General features: G+C 70.9%; 14 protein-coding genes. 11 read left to right on the forward strand and 3 right to left on the reverse strand.

The genetic code is table 11. The features are described 5' to 3' along the window. Window positions 1-46 precede the first annotated feature (46 nt). The gene (locus FZ983_RS25380; RefSeq protein WP_149226647.1) at window positions 47-2,170 is read left to right on the forward strand and encodes a 3-hydroxyacyl-CoA dehydrogenase NAD-binding domain-containing protein; all 2,124 of its coding nucleotides are present in this window, start codon (window positions 47-49) and stop codon (window positions 2,168-2,170) included. A 168-nt stretch (window positions 2,171-2,338) separates the two neighbouring features. Beyond that, window positions 2,339-2,854: a hypothetical protein gene (locus tag FZ983_RS25385; protein ID WP_149226649.1), complete on the forward strand. Its 516-nt coding sequence runs from the start codon at window positions 2,339-2,341 to the stop codon at window positions 2,852-2,854. Between the two features lie 212 nt (window positions 2,855-3,066). Here the strand turns inward: FZ983_RS25385 and FZ983_RS25390 are convergent, their stop codons facing one another. The 3 genes from FZ983_RS25390 to ptsP all read right to left on the reverse strand — a co-directional run bounded on the left by FZ983_RS25390 (window position 3,067) and on the right by ptsP (window position 8,432). Next, window positions 3,067-4,848 (reverse strand): fructose-specific PTS transporter subunit EIIC, encoded by a 1,782-nt coding sequence (locus FZ983_RS25390; RefSeq protein ID WP_149226650.1) that lies wholly within the window; start codon window positions 4,846-4,848, stop codon window positions 3,067-3,069. A gap of 105 nt (window positions 4,849-4,953) precedes the next feature. After that, the gene (gene pfkB / locus FZ983_RS25395) at window positions 4,954-5,904 is read right to left on the reverse strand and encodes a 1-phosphofructokinase (RefSeq protein ID WP_149226651.1); all 951 of its coding nucleotides are present in this window, start codon (window positions 5,902-5,904) and stop codon (window positions 4,954-4,956) included. Then, on the reverse strand, window positions 5,901-8,432 hold the full coding sequence (gene ptsP, locus FZ983_RS25400; protein ID WP_149226653.1) for a phosphoenolpyruvate--protein phosphotransferase: 2,532 nt from the start codon (window positions 8,430-8,432) through the stop codon (window positions 5,901-5,903). The genes pfkB and ptsP overlap by 4 nt, the downstream gene beginning before the upstream one ends. A 271-nt stretch (window positions 8,433-8,703) precedes the next feature. Here ptsP and FZ983_RS25405 point away from each other — a divergent pair, with 271 nt between their 5' ends. The 9 genes from FZ983_RS25405 (at window position 8,704) to FZ983_RS25450 (ending at window position 23,158) form a co-directional block, all read left to right on the forward strand. Then, the gene (locus FZ983_RS25405) at window positions 8,704-9,741 is read left to right on the forward strand and encodes a LacI family DNA-binding transcriptional regulator (RefSeq protein WP_149226655.1); all 1,038 of its coding nucleotides are present in this window, start codon (window positions 8,704-8,706) and stop codon (window positions 9,739-9,741) included. Window positions 9,742-10,374: 633 nt separating this feature from the next. Then, entirely contained in the window at window positions 10,375-11,742 is a 1,368-nt protein-coding gene (locus FZ983_RS25415) for an oligosaccharide flippase family protein (RefSeq protein ID WP_149226659.1), read from the forward strand. Between the two features lie 57 nt (window positions 11,743-11,799). Continuing rightward, the gene (locus FZ983_RS25420; RefSeq protein WP_149226661.1) at window positions 11,800-13,671 is read left to right on the forward strand and encodes a glycosyltransferase; all 1,872 of its coding nucleotides are present in this window, start codon (window positions 11,800-11,802) and stop codon (window positions 13,669-13,671) included. Beyond that, window positions 13,668-15,860 (forward strand): hypothetical protein, encoded by a 2,193-nt coding sequence (locus FZ983_RS25425; RefSeq protein WP_149226663.1) that lies wholly within the window; start codon window positions 13,668-13,670, stop codon window positions 15,858-15,860. The genes FZ983_RS25420 and FZ983_RS25425 overlap by 4 nt, the downstream gene beginning before the upstream one ends. Before the next feature lie 66 nt (window positions 15,861-15,926). Then, on the forward strand, window positions 15,927-18,251 hold the full coding sequence (locus FZ983_RS25430; RefSeq protein ID WP_149226665.1) for a Wzz/FepE/Etk N-terminal domain-containing protein: 2,325 nt from the start codon (window positions 15,927-15,929) through the stop codon (window positions 18,249-18,251). A gap of 53 nt (window positions 18,252-18,304) precedes the next feature. Then, window positions 18,305-19,462 carry a glycosyltransferase gene (locus tag FZ983_RS25435; RefSeq protein ID WP_149226667.1) on the forward strand — a complete coding sequence of 386 codons (1,158 nt, stop codon included), beginning with the start codon at window positions 18,305-18,307 and terminating at the stop codon, window positions 19,460-19,462. Further along, window positions 19,459-20,469, forward strand: a complete 1,011-nt coding sequence (locus FZ983_RS25440; RefSeq protein WP_149226669.1) for a glycosyltransferase family 2 protein — start codon at window positions 19,459-19,461, stop codon at window positions 20,467-20,469. The genes FZ983_RS25435 and FZ983_RS25440 overlap by 4 nt, the downstream gene beginning before the upstream one ends. Then, entirely contained in the window at window positions 20,466-21,998 is a 1,533-nt protein-coding gene (locus FZ983_RS25445; RefSeq protein WP_149226671.1) for an O-antigen ligase family protein, read from the forward strand. Before FZ983_RS25440 ends, FZ983_RS25445 begins: the two co-directional genes overlap by 4 nt. Further along, window positions 21,983-23,158 (forward strand): glycosyltransferase family 4 protein, encoded by a 1,176-nt coding sequence (locus FZ983_RS25450; protein WP_247883972.1) that lies wholly within the window; start codon window positions 21,983-21,985, stop codon window positions 23,156-23,158. The genes FZ983_RS25445 and FZ983_RS25450 overlap by 16 nt, the downstream gene beginning before the upstream one ends. The last annotated feature ends 6 nt before the right edge of the window (window positions 23,159-23,164 follow it).

Raw genomic sequence — 23,164 nt, forward strand, 5'->3', positions numbered from 1 at the left:
GTCCGCGGGCCGACGTGCCCTGACTCAAGGTTTTCGGAGAGCGCCGATGCCGTCGCCGGCCCATACTGAAGCGGTTCCGTCCAATCCTGTCCAGTACGCGCGCCAGGGACGCATCGGCATCATCACCGTGGATTATCCGCCGGTGAACGCCGTCGGCCATGGCGTGCGCAGCGGGCTGGTGGCGGCGCTGGATGCGGGGCTCGCCGATGCGGAGGCAGCGGCGCTGCTGCTGGTCTGCGCCGGGCGCACCTTCATGGCCGGGGCGGACATCCGGGAGTTCGGCAAGCCATCGGCCCCGCCGACCCTGCCGGAGGTGGTGGCCCGCATCGACGCCTCGACCAAGCCGGTGATCGCCGCCATCCACGGCACGGCACTGGGCGGCGGGCTGGAGGTGGCGCTGGCCTGCCATGTCCGCGTCGCGCTGAAATCGGCAAAGCTCGGCCTGCCGGAGGTGAAACTCGGCCTGCTGCCCGGCGCCGGCGGCACCCAGCGGCTGCCGCGGCTGGTCGGTGCGGCCAAGGCGCTCGACATGATCCTGTCCGGCGACCCGGTGGGCGCGGAGGAGGCCCTGGCCATCGACCTCGTCGATGCGGTGGAGGACGGCAATTCGCCGCTTGAGGCCGGCCTGCGCGCCGCCGACCGGCTGCTCGCTGACGGGCGGATGCCGCAACCGGTCAGCGCCCGCACCGACCGCATCGCCGGGACCGACCCCGCCCTGTTCGCGGCGAAGCGGGCGGAATTGGCGAAACGTCATCCGCACCTGTTCTCCCCCCACCGGATCGTCGATGCGGTGGAGGCCGCCGTCACCCTGCCCTTCGCCGACGGCACCACGCGCGAGCGGCAACTGTTCCTGGCCTGCATGGACTCGCCCCAGCGCGCCGGCCTGATCCACGCCTTCTTCGCGGAGCGCGAGGTGGCGAAGGTCCCCGGCCTGCCCGCCGACACGCCGACGCGCAACATCCGCAAGGTCGGCGTGATCGGGGCCGGCACCATGGGCGGCGGCATCGCCATGTGCTTCGCCAATGCCGGCATCCCGGTGGTTCTGGTCGACAGCGCGCAGGAAGCCCTCGACCGCGGAACAGCCGCCATCCGCCGCAACTACGAAGCCACCGCCCGCAAGGGCCGGCTGACCGCCGCGCAGGTGGAGGAGCGGATGGGCCTGATCCACCCCACCCTGTCCTACGGCGATCTCGCCGACGCCGATCTGGTGGTGGAGGCGGCGTTCGAGAGCATGGAGGTCAAGCGGACCATCTTCCGGACGCTGGACGACACCTGCAAGCCGGGCGCGATCCTCGCCACCAACACCTCGACGCTGGATGTCGATGCCATCGCCGCGGCGACCGGCCGGCCGCAGGACGTGCTGGGCATGCATTTCTTCAGCCCGGCCAACGTCATGCGCCTGCTGGAGGTGGTGCGCGGCGCCAAGACTTCCGACACCGTGCTGGCGACCGTGATGACGTTGGCGCGGCGGATCGGCAAGGTGGGCGTGGCGGTCGGCGTCTGCTATGGCTTCGTCGGCAACCGCATCCTGCACCAGCGCGGGCGTGAGTCGATGGCGCTGGTCGAGGAGGGCGCCAGCCCCGAGCAGGTCGACCGCGTGCTGACGGAGTTCGGCTTCCCGCTCGGCCATTTCTCGATGACCGACCTCGCCGGAATCGATGTCGGCTGGCGCATCCGCGAAGAGCGCCGCAAGGCCGGCGATCCGGAGGCGCAGGCGCCGAACTGGCTGGACGTGCTGGCGGAACGCGGCCGCTACGGCCAAAAGACCTCGGCCGGAGTCTACCGCTACGAACCCGGCAGCCGCACCCCCATCCCCGACCCGGAGGTCGCGGCGGTGATCGAGGAGGACCGCCGGCACCGCGGCATCACCCCGCGCACCGTCAGTGACGAGGAGGTTCGCGAACGCTGCCTCTACGTCATGGTCAATGAAGCCGCCAAGATCCTGGAGGAGGGCATCGTCGCGCGTCCGGTCGACATCGACGCCATCTGGCTGCACGGCTACGGCTTCCCATCCTGGCGCGGCGGCCTACTGTTCTGGGCCGACCGTGAGGGGCTGGGCAAAATCGAAGCATCCGTGCAGCGTTACCACCGCGACATCGGCGGACCGCAATGGCGCCCATCCGCTTTGCTTCTGCAACGGGCGGCAGACGGACAGCCGATCGGATGCTGAATCCGGAATGTGGATTACAGCCTGGAAACTAGTTTGCGTTACCGATTGTTAGGGATCTTCCCTATACTCTTCACAGAGCCGCTCCACCGGCCCCCTCCCGTCCCCCCAGGCGGCGGAACCGGCGGAGCGGTCCTGAAAGCGACCCGGACCTGACCGAAGGGGAAGAGCATGAAGGACATCACCGTCGCAGCCACCGACTGGGGGCTCCACGCCGTCGCCTGCACCGGCCTTCCTCTTGCTCCCCCCTCCGCCTGGCTCGGGACGCTGCGCAACGCGCTGTCCGGCACCGGCACGGGCTCCCGCCTGTTCCTGGATTTGCGGGAAGTCGGCATTTCCCCCCTGCCGCCGTCCCATCTGGGAGCTTTGGCGTCGGTCCTGACCCAGGCCGGGTTCAGTGCGGTTCTGGTGCCGGACCTCCGGCTCGGCCACGCGCTGTGCGATGCGGTCCGCCGCAGCGGCGGCACGGGCGGCAGTGAGACAGCCACCGGCCTGCGCGTCCTCCCGACGGAGGGCCGCGACCGGGTCGCCATCGCCGCCGCCTACCAGTGGCTGCTGAACGGCCGGGAGCCTGCGGATGCCCTAAGGGTGTCCGATGGCCGCCCATCGGTCCTGGCCTTTCCCGTCACCGCCGCTCACCGGCCCGCGACCTCCCCCGGTCGTTCCGACCTGCGCCGCGCCGGCTGACGGGTTTCCCGTAACGGCTGTTTCTCAACCGTTTTTCCTGCAGTCATCGTCGTCTCACCTGCCTCTTCGCCCCGGTCGGACCTTGTCCCGCCGGGGCTTTTTATGTGGGCCGCAACTTGCCCCGAAAAAAAGAAAGCCCCTCCCCGCGCTTGGCGGAGAGGGGCAAGGCTTCGGGAGGACGCCCGAGAGGAAACGGTCAGATAAGGCCGGAGTCAGGCATGCGCGCCTGCGCCCTGCACCGCCGGCTTCGGCACGGCCACGGCGGCAACCGGCTTCTTCAACAGGCGCAGCGCCAAAGCCGTCACGACGGTGCCGACCACCAGGGCCACGACATAGCCCAGCAGATGCGTGACCGCGTTCGGGATGGGCAGCACGAAGATGCCGCCATGGGGGACCTTCAGCTCCGCCCCGATCGCCATGGAGATGGCGCCGGTCAGCGACGCCCCGATCATCAGCGCCGGAATGACGCGCAGCGGGTCGCGGGCGGCGAAGGGGATGGCGCCCTCGGTGATGAAGGCGATGCCCAGCACGGCGGCGGCGTTGCCGGCCTCGCGCTCTTCGGCGGTGAAGCGGTCGGCGAACAGCTTGGTGGCCAGCGCCAGGCCCAGCGGCGGGACCATGCCGGCGGCCATGGCGGCGGCCATCGGGGTGTAGACCTGCGACGCGATCAGGCCGGTGGAGAAGGCGTAGGCCGCCTTGTTGACCGGGCCGCCCATGTCGAAGGCCATCATGGCGCCGATCAGCAGGCCCAGCAGGATGGCGCTGCTTCCCTGCATGCCCTTCAGCCAGGCGCTCATCCAGGCCAGGGCTTCGGCGACGGGGGTTCCGACGACGTAGATCATCAGCAGACCGGTCAGCAGCGAGCCCAGCAACGGCAGGATCAGCACCGGCTTCAACCCTTCCAGATTGCGGTGCAGCTTGATGTGCCGGTTGAGGAAGGCAGTGCCGTAGCCGGCGATGAACCCGGCGACGATGCCGCCCAGGAATCCGGCGCCGATGGTGCCGGCCAGGATGCCGCCCACCATGCCGGGGGCGATGCCGGGGCGGTCGGCGATCGAATAGGCGATGTAGCCGGCCAGTGCCGGAACCATCAGGGCGAAGGCCCCCTTGGCTCCGATCTGGAACAGGGCATAGCCCAGCGTCCCGGCGTTGGATTCCTCATACACGTAGATGCCGCCCAGCGCGAAGGCGAGCGCGATCAGCAAACCGCCCGTCACCACGAAGGGCAGCATGAAGGACACGCCGGTCATCAGGTGCTTGTAGGGGCCGGTGCGCTGGGCCGACCGCTCCGCCTTGCCGGCGGCAACCGCATCGACCAGCGGGGTCGCGCCGCCGGAAGCGCTGCCGGAAGCGCCATGCGGCTTTGCTTCCGCCAGAGCGCGGGTGACCAGGGCCTTGCCGTCGTTGATGGCGGGCTTGGTGCCGCTCAGGAACACGCGCTTGCCGGCGAAGCGGGACAGGTCGATCTGGGTGTCGGCGGCGATCAGGACGATGTCGGCGTCGCGGATCTCCTCGTCGGTCAGCGTGTCGCGCGCACCGACGGAGCCCTGCGTCTCCACGCGGACCTTGTGGCCCAGCGCGGTGGCCGCCTGCTGGATGCCTTCGGCCGCCATGAAGGTGTGGGCGATGCCGGTCGGGCAGGAGGTGATGGCGACGATCCGGCGCGGTCCCGCGGCGGACGCCGCCGCAGACGCGGCGCCCAGCGCCCGTTCCAGCACCGCCGCCGGGCCGGCCAGCACTTCGTCGAGCGAGGCGCTGCTGCGCTTCAGCGCGGCGAAACGCCCCTCGTCGAGGTCGCCGCCGCCGACCAGGATGACGCCCTCGGCCTTGGACGGCGCCGCGGGGTCGAGCGGGGACTGGATGCCGAGGCTGGTGCGGATCTCCACCTGGATGCCATGGCCCAGCGAGGCCGCGGCCTTGCGCAGGGCTTCGGCCGCCAGAACGGCCTGGGTGGTGAGATCGCCCGCCGCGATCACGGCCAACAGGTTCGCCATTGTTTCCTCCTGGCGGGTTCGGTCCCGCCCCTGTCACTGTGTTTCAATCTCGTCCGATGTCATCAGCAAGGCAAAGTAGGCACACCCCGATCAGTCGGGTCCTGATCAGTCAGGCGACGTCAACGCCACCTGTGCGGCCAGCGACCGCACCGTCGCCGGATCGGGCAGGTTCGGGCCGAAGCAGCCCAGCTTGGCCGCGGCGAAGGCCACCGACAGGCGCGCCACATCCTCCAGTCCGCCATTCATCTGGAAGGCGGCGATCAGCCCGGCAACCATCGCGTCGCCCGCCCCGACGGTGCTCAGCGCCGTCACCGGCGGCAGCCGCCCGTGCAGCGCGCGCTCGCCGCTGACGAACAGCGCGCCGTCCGCCCCCAGCGAGACCACGACCACCGCCACCCCGCGCCGGTGCAGGCCGCGCGCCGCCTCCAGCAGGTCCGCGTCGGTCGGCAACGGCCGGCCGGCCCAATCCTCCAGCTCGTGGCGGTTGGGCTTGATGCAGTGGGGCAGCGCGGCGGTGGAGGCCAGCGCCGCCGCCAGCGGCGCCCCGCTGCTGTCCAGCACCACGCGGGCGCCGGCCGCCGTGAAATCGGCGGTCAGCCCGGCATAGGCGTCGGCCGGCAATCCGTCGGGCAGGCTGCCGGCCAGCAGGACCGGCGTCCCCGGCTCCACCAGCCCCAGCACCGTCTCGCGCACGCGGTTTAGAGCGTCCGCATCGGCGCTCAAGCCCGGCAGGTTGATATCGGTGGTGTCGTTGGCGGCGAGATCGGCGATCTTGATGTTGACGCGCGTCTCTCCCGGCAGCCGCAGGAAGGCGTCGGCGATGCCCTTGGCCGCGAACAGCGCCTCGAACGGCGCGGCGTTGCCGCTGCCGAGCAGGCCGGTGGCGACCACCGGCGTTCCCCAGTCGGCAAGGCAGCTGGCGACGTTCACGCCCTTGCCGCCGGCATTGTGGCGCACCGCCTTGGCCCGGTGGACGCTGCCGGGCTTCAGCACCTCCACCGTGATGGTCTGGTCGATGGCCGGGTTCAGCGTGACGGTGACGACCGGTTTCGTCATGACGCACCCCCCTCCAACGCCCGCACCTCGTCGGAGGATTCGCAGTCCAGCGCGCGCCGGGCGAGATCCTGCAAACCGGCGAGGTCGCTGTCGCGCAGCCGGTCCTTGACGCCGGGGATGTCGCGCGGGGTCATCGACAGCTCACGCACGCCCAGCCCCGCCAGCAGGGCGGCACCGAACGGGTCGCCGGCGATGCCGCCGCAGACGCCGACCCAACGGCCATGCTTCTCGGCACCGTCCACCGTCATGCGGATCAGGCGCAGCACCGACGGGTGCAGGCTGTCGGCCTCCGCCGCCAGTTCCGGATGCTGGCGGTCGATGGCCAGCGCGTACTGGGTCAGGTCGTTGGTGCCGATGGAGAAGAAATCGACATGGCGGGCCAGCACGTCGGCCTGGATGGCGGCGGCCGGCACCTCCACCATGATGCCCAGCGGCACCGCCGGCGCGTCCAGCTCCGCCCGGATGCGGTCGCAGACGGCGCGCAGGGTCTCGATCTCGCGCAGGGTGGTGATCATCGGGAACATGATCAGCAGCGCGCCCTCGCGGGCGTGCTTGGCGGCGCGGAAGAGGGCGCGCAGCTGCGGCTCCAGCAGTTCGGGATGGCGCAGAAGCAGCCGGGCGCCGCGCACGCCGAGGAAGGGGTTCTCCTCATGCGGCAGTTGCAGGTGCGGCACCTGCTTGTCGCCGCCGATGTCGAGCGCGCGGACGATCAACGGGCGGCCATCCAGCGCCTCCAGCATGGCGCGGTAGGTCTCGTACTGCTCCTCCTCGCCGGGGGCGTCGCCGCGCTCCAGGAACAGGAATTCGGTGCGCATCAGGCCGACGCCCTCGGCACCCTGGGACAGGGCCATGGCCACCTGATCGGGCCGGTTGACGTTGGCGCCGATCTCCACCGTGTGGCCGTCGCGGGTGCGGGCGGGCAGGCCGCGCCGCTCCTCCTGCTGGGCCTTCCTGACGCGCTGCTCCTCGAACCAGCCATGGGCGGCGGCGAGGTCGGCGTCGGAGGGCTCCAGGTACAGGCGGCCGGACTGGCCGTCGAGGATGGCGGTGGTGCCGTCGGCAAGCCCGGTCAGCGCACCGCCGCCCGCCACCATTGCCGGCAGCCCCAGCGTGCGCGCCAGGATCGCGGTGTGGGAGGTCGGGCCGCCCTGCGCCGTCGCCAGCCCGATGACCCGGCCCATGTCGAGCGCCGCGGTGTCGGACGGCGACAGGTCGTCGGCGATCAGGATGCAGGGGGTGTCCGGCAGGTCGCGGATCGAGCCGCCGCGCAGATCCGGGTCGATGCGGGTCAGCACCCGGCGGCCGACGTCGCGCAGATCGGCGGCGCGGGCGGCCAGCACCGGGTTGGGGTTGGCGGCCAGCGTCGCAGCGCTGCGTTCCACCGCCTCGTTCCACGACCAGCCGGGGCCGTGCCCCTCCACCATCAACTGGCAGGCCAGCGTGATCAGGTCGGTGTCGTTCAGCAGCTCCGCCTGCGCGGCGAAGATCCCGGCCTCGGCAGGCCCAAGGCGGCGTGCGGTGTCGTCGGCCAGCGCCTTCAACTGCTGCCGGGTCAGGTTCAGCGCCTCGTGCAGGCGGTTGCCGCCCTCCAGCAGCGGGGCCGGACGGTCGGGCACGGTCAGATCGGCCTTCGGCATCACATGGACCGCGCCGATGGCGAGGCCGGGGCTGGCGCCGATGCCGGCGACCACGGGCATCTCGCGGCCGGAAGCGGCAGGAGGCGTCCAGCCCTGCACCACCGCCTTGGCCTTGCGCGCCGCGGCGGCGGCATCCGCCTTCTCCCGCGCGCTCAAGCCGGTGATGGTCGCGCGCAGGCGGTTCAGCACCGCGCGTGCATCCGGGCCGTCGGTGGAGACGGTGATGCGGTCGCCGGGCCGCAGGCCCAGTTGCAGCAGCGCGACCAGCGTCTTGCCGTCGGCCGCCTCCCCGCCATGGCGGATGCGGACGCGGCCGGCAGCGGCACGGGCGGTCTCCACCCAGGCGGCGGCCGGGCGGGCATGCAGGCCGGTCGGGTAATCGACCACCCACTCGAACGTCTCGGCGAGGTCGCCGGCTTCCGAAGCAGGCGTCGCCGGCATCGAGGACTCGTCCGACAATGCTGCGACCAGATCGGCCGGATCGGTGGTGGCGAAGAGCGCCTCCAGCCGCGGCTCGTCCTGCATCAGGCGGGTCAGGCGGCGCAGGATGGCGATGTGGGCATCGGACTGCGCGGCAATCGCCACGACCAGCCGGGCGGTCTGCCCCTCGTTCCAGACCACGCCGTCCGGCACCTGCAGGATGGCGATGCCGTTGCGGCGGACCAGATTGCGATCGTCGACCATGCCGTGCGGGATGGCGACGCCATGGCCGAGGAAGGTGTTCGCCACCGTCTCCCGCCGGATCATGCTGTCGGCATAGGCGGGATCGATGCAACCCGCGGCGATCAGAAGCTGCGCCGCCTCGCGGATCGCCGCCTCCTTCCCGGCCGGAGCGGCGCCCAGGCGGACCAGATCAGGGGGAAGGCTAAGGGGGTGCGTGTCGGTGGCCATGGCAACCGTCTCCTCCGCATGTTCTTGTGTCGTCTCTTGAGAGCAAGTGAAAACGATTACAGTTCGCCTGTCAACGCTTGTTGCGTTGCAGCATTTGGACTTTTCCGGATGGACGGCTTGTCAGCCGCACGAAAATGGGGGATGTTCAGACGAAAGCACTGGAAACGTTTTCAGTAAGCTCGTCAAAATGCGTCGCGCTCTGGTCATCCCCGGCCGGCGCCGCTAGGGTTGCACCCCCATTCGGGGCATCCGCCACACGATCGGTCTGGACATGAGCGTCTCGGGAAAAACCGCCGGCATCAAGGATGTGGCCCTGGCCGCCGGGGTATCGGTCGCCACCGTGTCGCGCGTGCTCGGCAACGGCCCGGTCAGCGAGGCGCTGCGCAAGCGGGTGGAAGACGCGGTGCGCGCCACCGGCTACCGCCCCAACCTGTCGGCGCGGCGGCTGCGCTCCCAGCATTCGCAGACCATCGGGCTGGTGGTGTCGGACATCCGCAACCCCTTCTTCACCGCCGTCAGCCGCGCGGTGGAGGATGCGGCCTACCGGGCCGGCATGCGCGTCATCCTGTGCAACAGCGACGAGAATCCGGAGCGGGAGGAGTTGTATCTCCGCCTGATGCAGGAGGAGCGGATCACCGGCCTGATCTTCGCCCCCACCCGCAGCACGTTGGACCGGCTGGACGGGCTGGACCTGGATTTCCCCGTCGTGCTGATCGACCGCAATGCGCCGACCGGGCGGCACGACGCTGTGGTGCTCGACAATCCGCGCGCCGCGGCGATGCTGGTCGAGCATCTGCATGCCCAGGGCTACCGCCGCATCGCCGGCCTGTTCGGCAACACCAGCACCACTGGGCAGGAGCGTCATGACGGCTATCGCGCCGCCATGGCCGCCCGCGGCCTGACGCCCGCCGCCCGCTTCCTCGCGCCTTATGCGGACGCGGCGGAGGAAGCGGTGGTGGAGTGGATGGCCGAACCCGACCGGCCGGAGGCCTTCATCGTCAGCAACAGCCTGTTCCTGATGGGCGTGGTGAAAGCCGCCCGGCGTCTCGGCCTGTCGATCCCGGACGGGCTGGCGGTGGCCGGCTTCGACAACGAGCCCTGGACCGAACTGGTCGGACCCGGCCTGACCGTGATCGAACAGCCGGTGCAGGACATCGGCCGGTCCGCCATGGCCCTGCTGTTCGAGCGGCTGAAGGCGCCGGACCGCCCCAGCCGCCGCCTCGTTCTTGGCGGCACCTGCATCGTGCGCGGCTCCACCGCCGCCAGGATGGCTCCCGTGTTGAACCCCCGGCTGACCGACGCGGACTGAGCGTCCGCTCGTTATTGCCCATCGGCACTTCGGACATGGATCGAAGGTTCCATTTCACCGCCCTCCCAACCCTGGGGGCGGAGCGCGGTGGAGCGCTTGCTTCACCGGCCGTGCGCAGCCGGCGCATGTCCGGGGTAATCCCGCCGCTTTGAAATTGGTGTCGCCGATAATCGAGATCCGAAAGATACGTCGGGACTCCGGCAAATCTCCAACGAACGCCCAATAAAAAATACCCTTGCAGTGTGTTGGAAGAACAGTTCCGAAAGCGGCGTTGACCATCGCCGCGGTCTCCCACTACCGTTCGGTGTGCAAATGCGAAAGAACAAACCCGCTCAAGACTGAATAACGCTGTCGGAGAGAGTTTGTTTCTTCACGAGAAAATAATCGAGATCAGCGGAATTTTTGTTGGCAACGCCAGCAATCTTCGCGCGGGACCCGGTGTGACCGGTTCCTTGACTGAACATGCTGGGACTGAACATCCGGGCCACCGAAAGGGATGAACCATCCACCGCACATGCCCATCGCCGCAGCCTCAGGGGAGGGGCCGGCGCCGAATCCCGGACAAGAGCCGCGACGCCGCCGGGATGACGCGGGACCGACGCTTCAGGGGACACCAACGGGGGTGAGAGCGTAATGCAAAATGGTTCCACCGGTCAGTCTGCGGCGGCAGCACCGGCCCGGCGCAGCTTTGCGCGGGACGGCGTCGCCACCATTCTCGTCACCGCCGCCACCATGGGGCTGGGCCTGCTGACAGGCGTCCTGGTCGCCCGCACGCTGGGGCCGGACGGCCGGGGGGCGCTCACCGCGGTGCTCACCACGGCGCAGCTGCTGGGCTGGCTGTTCGGCATGGGCTGCGGCAAGGCGGTGACCTATGCCCTGTCCCGCGACCCGTCGGCCGGCGGGCGGCTGCTGACCACCTGGACGCTGATGCTGTTGCCGGTCGCCACGGCGGCGGTGCTGGCGGGCCACCTGCTTCTGCCGACCCTTCTGGCGGCCCAGCCGCCGGAGACGCTGGAGTTGGCCCGCCTCTATCTTCCGATGATCGCGCTGGCGCTTCTGTCGGAACTGGCGATGGGGCTGGTCCTCGGCGATCAGGATTTCCGCAGCTTCAACGCGCTGAACTTCCTCCAGCCGGCGGGGGTGGCCGTCTCCTATGCCGTGCTGTGGGCCGTTGGCCTGTTCACGGTCGAGACCGCGGTGATCGCCCAGGCGGCGATGAGCACGCTGGTGCTGGTCGCGGCATTGCTGCTTCTGCTGCGGCGCCACGGCATCGGCCGGCTCGACCTCTCGCTCGGCCGCAGCACCGCCTGGTATGCGATGCGCACCCACGGCGATGTGGTGGGGGGCGTCATCACCCAGCGGCTGGACCTGCTGATCATCCCGGCCTTCCTGCCGGCGGCGCAGGTCGGGCTCTATGCGCTGGCGACCAGCCTGTCCTGGCTGATCGTCAACCTGTCGAGCGCGCTCGCCACCGTGGTGATGCCGGCGGCCACCCGGCGCGGCCGGTCGGGACGCGATCTGGTGCTGAACAGCCTGCAGGCGACCTTCGCCGTCGGCGGGGTGCTGGGGGGCGGGCTGTTCCTGTTAGCCGACATCGCCATCGGCCTGGTCTACGGCCCCTCCTTCGCCGACAGCGCCCTGCCGCTGCGGCTGCTTCTGCCGGGCGCGGTGCTCTATGCCGCGGCGTCGATCCTGCTGAACGGCCTCTATGCCGAGAACCGGCCCTTCACCGCCACCCTCGCCAACCTGCTGGGCATGGTGGTCACGGTGGGCGGCCTGCTGCTGTTCCTGCGCAGCGGCGGGATCCTGGCGGCGGCGGTCGTGTCCACCATCGCCTATGCGCTGGTGTTCGTCGCCGCGGCGGCGCTCTACCGGCGGGCGACCGGGCTGCCCTGGCGGGCCTTCCTGCCGGACCCGGCGCTGCTCGCCTCGCTACCGCGCCACCTGCTCAACAAGCCGCCGCCGGCCGCCGCCACCGCGGCCGGGCCTACCGGCAAATAGCCCGGCCGGCAAATAACCCGGCGAAAAGCCTGAACCCGGAATTTGAGGAAACCCACAATGCGACTGTCGCTCTTGACGCCCGAATATCCGCCCGGCGAAAAGCTCGGCGGTATCGCCACCCACACCCACACGATGGCGCGCGCGCTGACCCGGCTGGGCCATGCGGTGCAGGTGGTGACTCCGTGGAAGGCCGGCGGTCCTGCGGCCGGCACCGCGATCGAGGACGGGGTGACGGTCCAGCGCGTCGATCCCGGCCCGCGCATCCAGCCGATGCTTGACCGCTTCCGCACCAACCGCCGTCTGGCCGACGCCGTCCGCTCCTTCCGCCCCGATGTGGTCCATGCGGCGGAGTTCGATGCCGACGCCTGGTGGCTCACCCGCTTCAGCACCATCCCGGTGGTGACGCGGCTCGCCACCCCGACCGGTCTGGTGGTGGACACCAACACCGGCAGCTGGGGTCCGCACACCCACCTGCTGAACGCGCTGGAGCGCGACCAGACCAAGCGCAGCGCCGCGATCTACGCCTCCACCCGCGCCATCGCCCGCCGGGTCGCCGACTACTGGCACATCGCGCCGGAGCTGATCCAGGTCATCCCCAACAGCATCGACCTCGCCGCGGTCAAGGCCGCCGGGGCCGGCCAACCGCCCATTCCCCTGCCCCAGCGCTTCATTGCCTTCTTCGGCCGCCTGGAAGGGCGCAAGGGCATCGCCGCCCTCGGCCGCGCCATCCCCGCCGTGCTGGCCGCCAACCCCGACCTGCATCTGGTGATGGTCGGCGGCGAGGACCCGGCGAGCGCCGCCGTCATCGACCAGTTCCGCCGCGACGTGGCCCCGGTCGCCGACCGCGTTCACTTCACCGGCGCCCTGCCGCGCGAGGACGCGCTGGCCGTGGTGGCGCGGGCGGAACTGGCCGTCGTGCCGTCGCTGTGGGAAAGCTTCGGCTTCGTGGTGGTGGAGGCGATGGCGCTGGGCGTGCCGGTGGTGGCCAGCGACTGCGGCGGCTTTCCCGAGATCGTCGAGAACGGCCGCTCCGGCTGGCTGGTCCCGCCGGGCGAAGCGGAACCGCTGCGCGACATGCTGATCGCCCGGCTGGCCGACCCCGCCGGATTGAAGGCGGCGTCCGATGCCGGGCTGGAGCGCGCCAAGGCCTTCGACGTCGACACGGTGGCCGCGCAGGTCGCCAGCCTGCTGGAGCATGCCAAGGCCGAGCGCACGCAGGCCGCAAGCTCCGGCATCTACAACAACGGCTACCGCCGCCATTTCCGCCCCGACCATCCGACCACCCCCTTCTACCGCATCTATGACGAGAAGCGGCGCGCGGTGGCGGCGGAGTTGGAGCGGGCGCCGCGGATGCGCATCCTCGATGTCGGCGGCGGCTATGGCCGCATCACCGGTCCCTTCGCCGAACGCCACGACGTGACCCTGGTCGACATCTCGCACGAGATGCTGGCCGAGGCGAAGGAGCGGTTCCCCGCCCTGGCGGTGCAGCAGGCCGACGCCCGCAAGCTGCCCTTCCCGGACGACAGCTTCGACCTCGTCATCGCCATGGATCTACTCTGCCACCTGCCGGATCTCGAGGCCGGCGTGCGCGAGCTGCAACGGGTGGTCAAGCCCGGCGGGCGGATCGCCTGCGACACCACCAACGCCAACCCTCTCTGGGTGATCGCCTATCCCCGCTACTACCGCTGGCGGCCCGACCGGCTGCTGGCGACCATGCGCTGCCACGGCGTCCTGCCGGAATGGAAGGCGCTGGTCCGCCACCACTGGGCGCCGGAGATGCGCAAGGCCATCGCCGCGACCGGCCTGACCCTGCAGAAGACCGATCACTTCGGACCGCCGGGGGTGGCGAAATGGCATCTGTGGTGGTGCCAGCGCGGCAATCAGGCGGGCAGCACCCTGGGCAAGGGTCCGGAGGGGCGCGCATCGTGACGAAACCGTCCCTGCTCCTCTTCCTCGCCCATGGCGGCGACCCGCACCGCGTCGCCATCGCGCCGGTGCTGGCCGCCGCGGCGGAACGCGCCGGCTGGGCCTTCGACCTCTATTATGACGGGCGCCGCAGCGGCCGCCATTTCGGCGGCTGGGAAGACGGCAACCGCACCGAGGCGACCGGCACCGGCAGCCTGATGGCCGGCGGCCGGCACCTCGACCACGCGCTGTGGCTGACCACCAGTTACCGTGTCGTGGCGCTGGGCGATCCAGCTTCGCCGCTGTGGCCGGTGGTGGAATCCTGCGGCGAGTGCGCCCTGCGCGGCACCGACCCGGCCGCCATCTACGAGACGGCCTTCCGTCTGCTGGAGCAGCCGTTGCCGGAGGAGGTCGCGGTGCTGGACATGGCGCCGCAGACCCCGCTCGGCATCGTCGCCGCCCCCTTCCTCTACCCGCGCCTGCTGGCCGAACCACGCCTGGGCATCGACGCCAGCGCCGACGCGGGACTGCGCGAGCGGCTGGAAGCCTTGGGTGCAAGGCGCTTCGTCGGCTTCTGCGTCGACCCGGTGCGCGCCCGCCATTTCCCCGGCGGCCTCGACGCCGTGGAGGGCAAAGTCGCCGGCGAAAGCTATGCCAGCTTCAGCGCCGGCCTCGCCCACCGCCTTGCGGAGTGGGGACGCGGCACCCTGCTGGGCGACCCGGACCTGATCGCGGCACAGCTGCCGCTGGCGGCGGCCAAGCGCCTGCTGCCGCTCTACGGCCGGCCGCAGACCGACGTGATCGACCGCGCCGCCGACCTGATCCGCGCCGGGGCCGACCCGGTCTATGGCCGGCAGTTCGACGACCACGACTTCTTCGCGCTGGGCCGGCTCGGCCGCGGGCTGCAGATCGTCGATCCCGACCCGCCCTTCGCCAGCGCCGCCGCGGTGCCGCTGCGCATCCAGGAGCCGCCGCAGCCCTTCACCGATTACGAGCCTGACGACGCCACGCTGCGCCGCTGGGCGGAGGAGGGGCGGGTCCTGACCACGCTGGTTCTGTGGTCGGGCATGATCCGCGAGCTGCACTGCATCCCGCGCATCCTCGATCTGGTGGCGGCGACCGGCCTGCGCTGCGGCCTGGTGGTCACGGTCGACAGCCTGACCCAGTCCAGCCCCGCCGACCTCGCTTTGCTGGCGGTGCCGGAGGAGCGCGGCGGCGTGCTGGGCCGGGTGGAGCTTCTGCTGGGCAGCACCGGCCGCGGCGTCTGCGCCGAAGGCGAGATGCAGGCGGACGAGCTGGCCCGCCTGCTGGCCGACGCGCGGGCGGAGGTGGCGACCATGCTGCCGCCCGGCCTGATGCCGCGGGGCTGGTGGCCGCTGGTCGACTCCCCCCTGGTGCCCGGCAGCACGCCGCGCCTGCATTGGGAGGAGGGCCGCCCGGTCCTGCGTATCTCCCCCCGCCCGCGCCCGTCGGAAACGCCGGCCGCAAGCGCCGAGAGCGCCGAGCCCGGAGTCGCGGCGCCGCGCAGCGCGCCCACCGCTCCCCGGACCGCCGCCCCGGCGATGGATGCCCGGCGGATGATCGGCAACGCGCTGCGCCGCTACCGGCTCGACCGCTTCTACGAGGCGTGGCGACCCTATGACGACGCCCGTCCCGGCCCGGTCCGGCCCGACATCGCCGCCGCCGTGCACTCCGCCGGCTTCGACTACATGTGGACCAAGGCCGGCTTCGGCAGCGCCGCGCCGGCCCTGGTGGACGGCGACTTCGTCGCCCTGCCCTTCACCGCCGGCGACTGGGACGGCTGGTCGCCCTTCTACACCATCCGCAACACCGCCCAGGTCCGCTCGGCCGAACGCCGGCTGACCCGCGGCGGCAAGCCGGGATGGCTGGCGTCCAACATCGATTCCATCCTGTGGATGCTGCCCGGCGAGGTTCTGGAGAAGGGCCGCGCGCTGTTTCAGGTCGCACAGCTCGTTGCCGGTGGCGGCGGGACCGGCAAGCTGGTCAACGTCACGCCCAACACCGTCGCCCGCTACGCCCGCATCCTGGCGGAGGCGGAGACGGAGGAAAAGACGGGAGAGCGGGCCGCCGCACATCCCGGACAGGTTCCGCCGCCGAACCAGCCGTCCGGCACGTCCGGGGCCGCACGCGACATCGCAGCAACCAACGCTGCCGGCTCCAAAACCGCAAAGGATCCGGCCGAAGTCGGCTGAGCCGCCGCCCGTTCCACCCATCGGACTTTCCCGCGCACAGTCGTTCGAGATAGAGGAGTTCAGCCCATGGAAGCACCGGAACACCGCCTGCCATCCGGCGCGGCCGGTTTCGCCTCCGGTCTGGTCGCACCGCCGGTCGGTTCGGGCGCCGACAAGGTCGACGTCAAGCGGCTGGCTCAGACCCTCTGGCGCCAGAAATGGCTGATCCTGGGCATCACCGCGGTCCTGTGGCTGCCGGCGGTGCTTCTGATCAACTCCATGACGCCGCTCTACAGCGCCTCCACCGTGGTGGTGATCGACCCGCACCCGAACCGGGTCATCAACATCCCCTCGGTGTCGGAGCCGATGGGCATCTATCAGGACACCGTCAACACCGAGGTCGAGATCCTGCGGTCCCGCGATCTCGCCCGCCGGGTGGTGGAGGCGCTGAACCTGGGGCAGGAACCGGAATACGCGGCGACCGCTGCCAAGCCTGGCCCGCTCACCCCGCTTCTGGAGGACGGCCGCGACCTGCTGATCGACGTGGCCGGCGCCCTGCCGGAGCCGCTGTCCGCCATGCTGACGCCGCCGCCCCGCCCCGCCGCCCCCACCGGCGACGCGGCCGAGGTGGAAAGCGCCCGCCTGATCGACGCCTTCCAGAAGAACCTGCGGGTCAGCCCCGGCGTGCAGTCGCGCGCGATCCGCATCACGGTGGAGGCCAAGGATCCGCAGCTGGCCGCCCGCGCCGCCAATGCGGTGGCCGACGCCTATATCGCCATCCAGGTGGAGGCGAAGCGCAATGCCACCCAGCGCGCCAGCGAATGGCTGCAGAGCCGGCTGGACGAGCTGCGCCAGGACATGACCGCCACCGGCCGCGCCGCGATCGACGCGATGCGGTCTGAAACCGGCATGGTGAAGGGCCGCGACGCCCCGCTGGTGAACGAGGAGATGTCGGCGCTCAACGCCCAGTTGGCGGAGGCGCGGACCGCCCACGCCAACGCCCAGGCCCGGCTGCGCCAGTTGCAGGCCGTTCGTCCCGGCAACCCGGAATCGCTGACCGGCGCCGACATCGGCGGCGATCCGCTGATCACCGGCCTGCGCCAGCGCCAGGCGGCGCTCAGCGCCCAATTGGCCGAATTGCGCGCCCAATATGGCGACCGCCACCCGGCGCTGACCCGTCCGGCCGCCGAACTGCGCGACCTGAACGCATCGCTCGCCACCGAAGTCGACCGCGTGGTCCGCGGCCTGCGCGGCGAAGTGGAACAGCAGGTCGCCAAGATCCAGGACCTCAGCCGGAGACTGGAGGGGCTGCGCACCGAATCCTTCGACACCCTCCAGGCCGACGTCCGTCTGCGCGAGCTGCAACGGCAGGCCGACGCGTCCGACGACAATTACCGCCGCGCCGTCACCCGCCTGAAGGAGACGCAGGTGCTCCAGGCGCTGGAAATGACGCCGGACGTGCGCGTCGTATCGTCCGCCTCGGTGCCGACGGGTCCGGTCGGGCCGGGCAAGACTGTGCTGGCCGGGCTGGCCGCGGTCGTCTGCGGCGCCATCGCCACCGGCATCGCGCTGGTGCGCACCATGGGCCAGCGCGGAGTCTACAGCTCCCATCAGGTGGAGGCTCTGCTGGGCCTGCCGGCGGTCGGCATCGTGCCGCTGCTGGGCCGGGCCAAGCGGGGACGCAGCGGCGAGGCCGCCCGCGACCCCTATGCGGAGACCGGCGGCGGCGACTTCGCCGAAGCGGTCTGGCGGCTCTGCGCCCGGCTGCGGCTGGTCCGCACCGGTGCCGAGACGGCAACGGCCAAGGGCGGCGAGGTCATCATGCTGACCTCTTCCGTCGCGGGCGAGGGCAAGACGACGATGGCGGTGGCGCTGTCCGCCTTCCTGGCCGAAGCCGGCCGCCGCGTGGTGGTGGTCGATTGCGACACCCGCCGGCCCAACGTTCACCGCCTGCTGGGCAACGGCCGGCCGCCCAAGGGCCTGACCGACCTGCTGGACGGCGACGCCACGCTGGATCAGGTGGTGCATCTGGACGAGCGCCGCCGGGTGGCGGTGATCGCCGCCGGCCGGCCGGTGGACCGGCCGCAGACCCTCCTCGGTTCCCAGGCGATGCTGTCGCTGCTGGTGGAGCTGTCCGAACGCTATGACGTGATCGTGCTCGACACGCCGCCGGTGCTGTCGGTGTCCGATGCGCTGATCCTGGCGCCGCTGGCCGACCGCATCCTCTATGTCGTGCGCTGGGCGCGCACCGCCTCCAGCCTCGCCGGGGCCGGCATCAAGCAGGTGCGGCAGGTCGGCGGGCGGGTCAGCGGGGCGGTGCTGTCGATGGTCAACGCCCGCGAACACGCGAACCTCGAATATGGCGCCCGCCCGCCCAGCGGCCGCTCCTACCGCCTGCGCCGCATCGCCTGAGCGGGCGATTCCCAGCCTTTCGCGAAGGCCTGCTCCTTGCCGGAGAACCCACCATGAAAGTCGCGATCGTCCATTACTGGCTCGTCGGGATGCGCGGGGGTGAGAAGGTTATCGAAGCCCTGTGCGAGCTGTACCCGGAGGCCGACGTCTTCACCCACGTCTACCGGCCGGAGCGCATCTCTCCCGTCATCCGCAGCCACCGGGTCGCCACCACCTTCATCGACCGGCTGCCGATGGCCCACCGGATGTACCAGAAATACCTGCCGCTGATGCCGCTGGCGCTGGAGCAGCTCGACCTCAGCGCCTACGACCTCGTCATCAGCAGCGAATCCGGCCCGGCCAAAGGCGTGCTGACGCGGCCCGACGCGCTGCATGTCTGCTACTGCCACACGCCGATGCGCTATGTGTGGAGCGGCTATCACGACTATCTGTCGTCGGCCGGCCCGGTCATCCGGCCGCTGATGCCCTACGCCATCCACCGGCTGCGGCAATGGGATCTGGCGACCGCCGCGCGGGTCGACCGCTTCATCGCCAATTCGGAAACGGTGGCCCAGCGCATCTGGCGGGTCTATCGCCGCGATTCCACCGTCATCAACCCGCCGGTGGAAACCCGCCGCTTCGCGACCGCCGAGCCGCCCGGCGACCATTACCTGTTCGTCAGCCAGCTGGTGTCATACAAGCGCGCCGACGTGGCGATCGAGGCCTTCAACCGCATGGGCCGCAAGCTGGTCGTCATCGGCGAGGGCGAGGAGTTCCGTCGGCTGAAGCAGATGGCCGGGCCGACGGTGGAACTGCTCGGCCACTGCACCGCCGAGGAGCTGGACCGGCAATATGCCGCCTGCCGCGCCCTGGTCTTCACCGCCAACGAGGATTTCGGCATCGTGCCGGTGGAGGCGATGGCTGCCGGCCGGCCGGTGATCGCCCTGAACCGCGGCGGCGCCACCGAAACGGTGAAGGACGGCCTGTCCGGCCTGTTCTTCGACCAGCAGACGCCCGAAGCGCTGATCGAGGCGGTCGAGCGGTTCGAGGCACAGGAACGCCGCTTCAACCCGGCCGTCATCCAGGCCTATGCCGCCCGCTTCGACCGGGCCGTGTTCAAGACGCGGCTGCGCGAAACCATCGACAGCTGGATGAACGGCGAGGAACCGTCGCTGGCTCCGGCCCGCCCGGCCGCCCACAGCGCCCGCGGGCGGGAGCTGGCCCCGGCATGAGCGAGACCATGAGCCCCACGGCCATTTCCCGACCAATTCCGCTGGTCCCCATCGATCCCGACACGACGGAGCGCCTCGGCGTCACCGTGATCGTTCCGACCTACCGCCGGCCGGACCAGCTGGCCGGCTGCCTCGACGGGCTGGTCCGGCAGACGCTGGCGCCCGCCCAGGTGATCGTCACCGTGCGCGACACCGACCCCGCTTCCGCCGAAGTGGCCCGCCGCTACGAGGGCGCGCTGCCGATGCAGGTCGTCGAGATCGAAGTGCCGGGACAGGTGGCGGCCATCAACCGCGGCATGGACCATGCCCGCGCCGACATCGTCGCCATCACCGACGACGATGCGGTGCCCCATCCCGATTGGGTGGAGCGCATCGAGGCGTGGTACCGCACCGACCCCAGGATCGGCGGCGTCGGCGGGCGCGACCATGTCTATCACGACGGCGTGCCGGAAACCGGCGAAAGGCAGGTCGTCGGCCGGCTGCAATGGTTCGGCCGGGTCATCGGAAACCACCATCTGGGCGTCGGCCCGGCGCAGGACGTCGATGTCCTGAAGGGCGCCAACTGGAGCTTCCGCCGTGCCGCCATCGCCGACGAACGGCTGAACACCCGGCTGCGCGGCAGCGGCGCCCAGGTCCGTAACGAGGTGGATTTCTGCCTGCGGCTGTCGCGGCGCGGCTGGCGGCTGGTTTACGACCCGCTGGTGGCGGTCGACCATTTCCCGGCCGTCCGCTTCGACATCGACCAGCGCGGATCCGACCATTTCCACCCGCTGGCGCAGGAGAACGCGACCTACAACGACACCATCGCCCTGATGGCCCATTTCAACCCGGCCAACCGCATGGCCTTCGCCGCCTGGGCCTTCCTGATCGGCACCTGCGAGTTTCCCGGAGCGGTGCAAGGGGCTCGGCTCGCCCTGCGCGGCGACCGGCATGCCGGGGCGAAGCTGCGCGCCACCCTGCGCGGCCGGCTGGCCGGAATGCGCGACTGGCGGGAGTCGCCGGCATGACCTTTGCCACTGCCGGCGCCGCCGCGGGAATCAACCAGACCCGGCCGGGCCACCACCAGGGTGGGGATGGCCTGCCGTCCGTCGCCAAGATGGCCCCCGCCCTCTTCTGGTTCGTGGTGGCGATGCCGGTGCTGATGGGCAAGGCCGGCCTGCTGGAGATCATCTTTCCGGTCGGCGCGCTCGCCACCGGCGCCCTGCTGGTGACGCGCGACCCGGCCCGCTTCGCGGCCTTCACCTGGTGGCTGTGGTTCCTGACGCCGGAGGTGCGCCGGCTGGTCGATTACCAGGCGGGATGGAGCGTCATCAGCCCGGTGATGGTGACGCCCTTCGCCGTCGGCGCCATGACCTGCCTGGTGATCGCGCAGTATCTGCCGATGCTGCGCTACCGCGCCTATTTCGGCTTCGTGCCGGTGATGATCGGGCTGTTCTACGCCTACGTCAACGGCATCAGCCAAGCCGGGATGGCGGCGGCGACCTTCGCGCTGCTGAACTGGCTGGTGCCGGTGACGCTCGGCCTCTATGTCGCCCTGCACTGGCCGATCTATCCGCAGATCCGCGACGCGGTGCTGCGCGCCTTCGTGCTGGGAATGGCGCTGGTCGGCGGATACGGGCTGATCCAGTATTTCGTCATGCCGCCTTGGGATGCGCGCTGGCTGATCAATGTCGGCATGACCAACCAGGGCCAACCGCTGCCGATGCAGGTGCGGGTGTTCAGCACGCTGAACAGCTCCGGCCCGCTGGCTTTCCTGCTGGTGACCGGGCTTGCCGTGCTGCCGGCGGCGCGCGGCATCCTGGTGCCGATCGCCGGCGCCCTGGCGCTGGGATCGCTTCTGCTCAGCCTCGTCCGCGCCGCTTGGTTGGCGGGGCTGTTCGTCTTCGTCTGGCTTCTGCTGACCATGCCCGGGCGGCACCGGCTGCGGCTGGTCGCGGTCGGCTGCGGTCTGGTGCTGTGCTCCCTGCCGCTGCTCAGCGTGCCGATGGTCAACCAGTCCATCGTCAAGCGGTTCGACACGCTGAACTCGATGGAGAACGACCGCAGCTATCAGGAGCGGCAGGAGTTCTACGGCCGCTTCCTGATCCAGGCGCTGACGGAGGTGCGCGGCGCCGGCCTCGGCACCGTCGACACCGCGACCAAGCTGACCAACGAGGACGGCCATCTGGGCGCCATGGCCTATTTCGACAGCGGCATCCTGCGCGTCCCCTACGAGCTGGGCTGGCCCGGCACGCTGGGCTACGTCGCGGGCATCGTCACGCTGATGGTCGGCCTTCTGCGCCGCGGCGGAGCCCCGCCCGATCCCTTCGCCCGCTGTGCCGAGACCGCCGCCCTGACGATCCTCGGCTGCATGGTGTTCGAACACACGCTGGTGAAGGTCACGGGGGTCGGCTTCTGGTTCTTCCTGGGCATGGGCATGGCCGCGAAGAATTACGGGCTCGCCAGCCTCCAGCCCGCCCCGCAACCGGCCGCGCTCCCTACGGAGCACGGCCAGGAGGACAAGCCCCAGGAGGACAATCGATGGACGGAAGCCTGACCTTCCCCGCGGAGATGCGGGAGGCCAGCGTGCTCCAGCTCGGGCTGGGCTGGTTCCCCGAAACCCATGGCGGGGCGGAGAACATGTTCTACCACCTCGCCCGCCATCTGCCGCAGCAGGGCATCGCCTTTTCCGGGCTGGTGCTCGGCAACACCTCCGCCACGCTGGACAACGGCGCCCGCATCGACAGCTTCGCCCCGCCGACCGCCTCGCTGCCGCGCCGCGTGGCGGCAGCCCGCACCGCCATCGCCGCGGCGCTGCGCCGGCAGGCGCCCGACCTCGTCGCCTCCCATTTCGCACTGAACACGGTGGGGGCGCTGCCCGCCCTGCGCAACCGGCCTCTGGTCGTCCATTTCCATGGCCCCTGGGCATTGGAAAGCGCAGCTGAGGGGGCCGGCGCCCTGTCAGTGCGGCTGAAGTTCCTGGTGGAGCGGCTGGTCTATCACCGCGCCACCCGCTTCGTCGTGCTGTCCCGCTCCTTCGGCACCATCCTGGCCGAGCGCTACGGCGTGCCGCCCGACCGCATCCACCGGGTGCCGGGCGGGGTCGAGGCCGACCGCTACGACCTTCCCGACAGCCGGCAGCAGGCGCGGGCGCGGCTGGGCTGGCCGCAGGGGCGTCCCGTGATCCTTACGGTCCGCCGTCTGGTCAAGCGGATGGGGCTGACCGCCCTGGTGGACTCCATGGTGGAACTGCGCCGGCGGGTGCCCGACGCGCTGCTGGTCGTCGCCGGCCGTGGGCAGGAGGCGGCAGCGCTGCAGGACCGCATCGGCGCCCTGGGGCTGGAGGAGCATGTGCGGCTTCTGGGTTTCGTCCCCGACGCGCAGCTGCCGCTGGCCTACCGCGCCGCCGACCTGTGCGTGATGCCGTCGCAGGCTCTGGAGGGTTTCGGCATCACCGCGCTGGAATCGCTGGCCTCCGCCACGCCGGTTCTGGTCACCCCAGTCGGCGGACTGCCGGAGGTGGTGGAGGGGCTGGACGGCGATCTCGTGCTGGCGGGGACCGACGCGCGCGCCATCGGCACCGGACTGGCGGAGGCGCTGACCGGCGTCCGCCGCCTGCCCGACGCCGACGCCTGCCGGTCGCTGGTGCGCACCCGCTTCGACTGGCCGGTGATCGCCGCCCGCACCGCCGCCGTCTATCGCGACGCCCTGCAATGAGCCCGC

This window comes from Azospirillum sp. B21, from assembly GCF_008364825.1.
Taxonomy (GTDB): Bacteria; Pseudomonadota; Alphaproteobacteria; order Azospirillales; family Azospirillaceae; genus Azospirillum.

Coding starts and splice junctions, on each gene's coding strand:
- FZ983_RS25380 (WP_149226647.1), top strand. CDS start 47: ATGCCGTCGCCGGCCCATACTGAAGCGGTTCCGTCCAATCCTGTCCAG.
- FZ983_RS25385 (WP_149226649.1), top strand. CDS start 2,339: ATGAAGGACATCACCGTCGCAGCCACCGACTGGGGGCTCCACGCCGTC.
- FZ983_RS25390 (WP_149226650.1), bottom strand. CDS start 4,848: ATGGCGAACCTGTTGGCCGTGATCGCGGCGGGCGATCTCACCACCCAG.
- pfkB (WP_149226651.1), bottom strand. CDS start 5,904: ATGACGAAACCGGTCGTCACCGTCACGCTGAACCCGGCCATCGACCAG.
- ptsP (WP_149226653.1), bottom strand. CDS start 8,432: ATGGCCACCGACACGCACCCCCTTAGCCTTCCCCCTGATCTGGTCCGC.
- FZ983_RS25405 (WP_149226655.1), top strand. CDS start 8,704: ATGAGCGTCTCGGGAAAAACCGCCGGCATCAAGGATGTGGCCCTGGCC.
- FZ983_RS25415 (WP_149226659.1), top strand. CDS start 10,375: ATGCAAAATGGTTCCACCGGTCAGTCTGCGGCGGCAGCACCGGCCCGG.
- FZ983_RS25420 (WP_149226661.1), top strand. CDS start 11,800: ATGCGACTGTCGCTCTTGACGCCCGAATATCCGCCCGGCGAAAAGCTC.
- FZ983_RS25430 (WP_149226665.1), top strand. CDS start 15,927: ATGGAAGCACCGGAACACCGCCTGCCATCCGGCGCGGCCGGTTTCGCC.
- FZ983_RS25435 (WP_149226667.1), top strand. CDS start 18,305: ATGAAAGTCGCGATCGTCCATTACTGGCTCGTCGGGATGCGCGGGGGT.
- FZ983_RS25440 (WP_149226669.1), top strand. CDS start 19,459: ATGAGCGAGACCATGAGCCCCACGGCCATTTCCCGACCAATTCCGCTG.
- FZ983_RS25445 (WP_149226671.1), top strand. CDS start 20,466: ATGACCTTTGCCACTGCCGGCGCCGCCGCGGGAATCAACCAGACCCGG.
- FZ983_RS25450 (WP_247883972.1), top strand. CDS start 21,983: ATGGACGGAAGCCTGACCTTCCCCGCGGAGATGCGGGAGGCCAGCGTG.